At 74.5% G+C, this 2,948-nt stretch carries 2 protein-coding genes; one reads left to right on the forward strand and one right to left on the reverse strand.

Features of this window, described 5'->3' with window-relative positions:
* A partial coding sequence (locus ACTUAL_RS10030; protein ID WP_440900074.1) for an NAD(P)-binding domain-containing protein occupies positions 1 to 1,005 on the reverse strand: 1,005 nt, incomplete at its 3' end.
* A gap of 63 nt (positions 1,006 to 1,068) precedes the next feature.
* On the opposite strand from ACTUAL_RS10030, the gene ACTUAL_RS10035 reads away from it, so the two are divergent.
* Positions 1,069 to 2,592, forward strand: a complete 1,524-nt coding sequence (locus ACTUAL_RS10035) for an aromatic amino acid ammonia-lyase (RefSeq protein ID WP_440900075.1) — start codon at positions 1,069 to 1,071, stop codon at positions 2,590 to 2,592.
* Positions 2,593 to 2,948: the final 356 nt, after the last annotated feature.

Consider the following 2,948-nt stretch of genomic DNA (forward strand, 5'->3'; position numbering starts at 1 on the left):
CTTGAAGTCGCGCTGCTGCGTGAGCGTCCCGGCGAAGTGCAGGCCGGGCACGTTCACCGACTCGTAGGCCGAGGTCTGCTCCGGGAACCGGTCGTCGATCACCAGCGCGGGGCGGCAGGACTCGTCGAACACCGAGGCGTCGAACCGGAAACCGGCGCACGAGACGATCCGGTCGTACTCCAGCTCCCGCAGCTTCTCCTCGGTGCGCGCGTACCGGAACAGCACCCGGAACCCGCCGCCCGGCCGGGGCTCGATCAGCTCGATCGTGCCGTCCAGCACCGCGTTCTCCGACTTGAGCTGGTAGGTGTCCAGGAAGTTGTTGTTCACCGCCCGCAGGTGCCCGACGAAGTGCGTCTGCCACGCCAGCTTCACCGAGTGCGGTCCGGCGACGTGGATCACCGCCGCGTGCTCGATCAGCGAGTCGGCCGTCTCGAACGCCGAGTTGCCCTTGCCGATGATCAGCACCCGCTGGTCGGTGAACGACTCCGGTGACGGGTCGAAGGTGTCGTAGCGCTCGGCGTGCTCGATGCCGGGGATCTTCGGCACGTTCGGCTTCGACACCCCGGTCGCCACCACCACGCGCGCCGCCCGCCACTCCTTCCCCGCGCCGTCGACCGCGGTGAAACCGGTGTCGTCGCGGGAGATCCGCACGACCTCCACCCCGTAGTGCGCCCGAACCCCCGTGGCGGCGGCGAAGTCGGCCAGGTAGCGCACCATGTCGTCGGCGTGCGGGAAGTACTCGGCGTTGCGGGCGGTGAACAGCAGCGACGGGTCGTCGGACAGCAGCGAGTTCCAGTCCATCCGCAGCCGCTGCTCCGGGTCCCGGTACCCGCTGCGCACCTTGTTGATGGAGATCAGGGTGCGGTGCCTGGGGTAGCGGGAGAAGAACGCCCCCGGCGCGTCGCCGCGCTCCAGCACCGCGTAGTCGCGGCCGTCCCGCTCCAGCAGTGCCGCCAGCTGCAGGCCCGCCGGGCCCGCGCCGATGATCAGGTACTCGTGCGCCATGCGTCCGGAAGCTAGCCCGGCGATCTCAGAGAACTCTGAGATCGCTTTCCTACGGTCGGCCGGGTGACCACGACCAGTGCAGGCGTCCCCGCCGCCCCCGCCGACCCCGGCGCCCCGATCGACCTGGGCGCGCCGCTGAGCACCGCCGACCTGCGCCGGGCGGCCGAACCGGTGCCGCTGCTCGTCGGGCCGGACGTGCGCGGGCGCGTCGAGCGGGCCCGCGAGTTCCTGCGCGTGGTGCGCGCCGACGACGACCGGCCGGTGTACGGGGTCAAGACCGGCTTCGGGGCGCTCATCGGCTACGCCGGGCGGGCCGAGGAGGCCGACCAGTGCGACAACACCCTCGCGCACCTGGGCGCCGGTCAAGGACCGGACCTGCCGCACGACGTGGTGCGCGCCGCGCTGCTGCTGCGCGTGTGGTCGCTCGGCCAGGGCTTCTCCGGGGTGTCGACCGAGGTCGTGGACACCCTGGCCGCGATGTTCGCCACCACGTTCACCCCGGCCGTTCCCCGCTACGGCTCGGTCGGCGCCAGTGGCGACCTGATCCCGCTCGCCTACGCCACGCAGGCGTTGCGGGGCAGGGGGAGCGCGCACGTGGACGGCGAGCGGCTGCCCGCCGACGAGGCGCTGCGCCGCGCAGGCCTCGCCCCGCTGGCGCTGGACGGCCGCGACGCGCTCGCCCTGGTCAACGGCACCTCCCTGACCACCGCCGCGACCGCGCTGTCCCTGGACTCGGTGCGCGCCAGCCACCGCGCCGCGCAGGACCTCACGTGCCTGCTCGCCGACGTCCTCGGCTGCGACCCCGGTTTCCTGCACCCGAGCCTGATCGGCGCCTACGGGCACCCCGGCGCGATCGCCGTGGCCGAGCGGATGCGCGGCGCGCTCGACGGCGTCGCGCCCAGCGGCGACCGGCCGCTCCAGGAGCCGTACAGCATCCGCTGCTCACCGCAGCTGCTCGGGGCCGCCGAGGACGCGCTGCGCTACGCCGACGGCGTCGTGGCCGCCGACCTGAGGAGCATCAGCGACAACCCGCTGTTCTTCCCCGAGGACGACGTGGTCGCGCACGGCGGCAACTTCTTCGGCCAGCCCGCCGCGTTCGCCGCCGACGCGATCGCGATGGTCACCGCGTCGGTCGGCAATCTCGTGGAGCGGCAGCTGGACATGCTGGTCGACCCGGCCCGCAACACCGGCCTGCCGCCGATGCTCGCGGCCGGGCCGGGGCAGCAGCACGGGCTGCAGGGCGTGCAGCTGGCGACGACCGCGTTCATCGCCGAGATCCGGCGTGGCGCCGTGCCCGCGAGCACCCAGAGCCTGCCGACGAACCTGCACAACCAGGACGTCGTGCCGTTCGGCACCCAGGCGGCGCTGCGCTCCTACGACCTGGCCGAGCTGCTGCGGCTGCTGTGCGGCTCGCTCGCGCTGGGCCTGCGGCAGGCCGTGCACGTCGGCGGCAGGCGGCCCACCGCGCCGCGCTGCGCGGAGCTGCTGGACCTGCTGGCGGACGCGATCGCCCCGGTGGACCCGGACCGGCCGCTGGACGCGGACGTGCGCCTGGCGGCGGAGCTGGTGACCACGCGCTGGAGCTGAGCGGGACGTCGGTGGCGCGCCTTCGGGCGCACACCACGGCTTCGGGCACCCGCTGCGGGGACCGCGGGCCCGGCACCTCCTCGGACCACGCGGGGCGCCGGGCCAGCCGGGGTGGTCGCAGGCGCCGGGGGAGTCGCACCACCGGATCGCGCCGCCCCATCCTGGGCCCCGCGCCTGCGGGGCGGGCGCCCGCGCCCGTGGACCGCCCGACCGCACCCGCCGCGCCTACCGCCCCCGCCTGCCCGCCTGCTCCGCGCCCTCCGCCGCGTCCACCGCGTCCCCCGCGTTCACCGCCGAGACCACCGCACTCGCCAAAACCCCGTCCCGCCAAGCCTTACCGGCCTCCGGCAACGCCG

This window comes from Actinosynnema sp. (assembly GCF_052038725.1).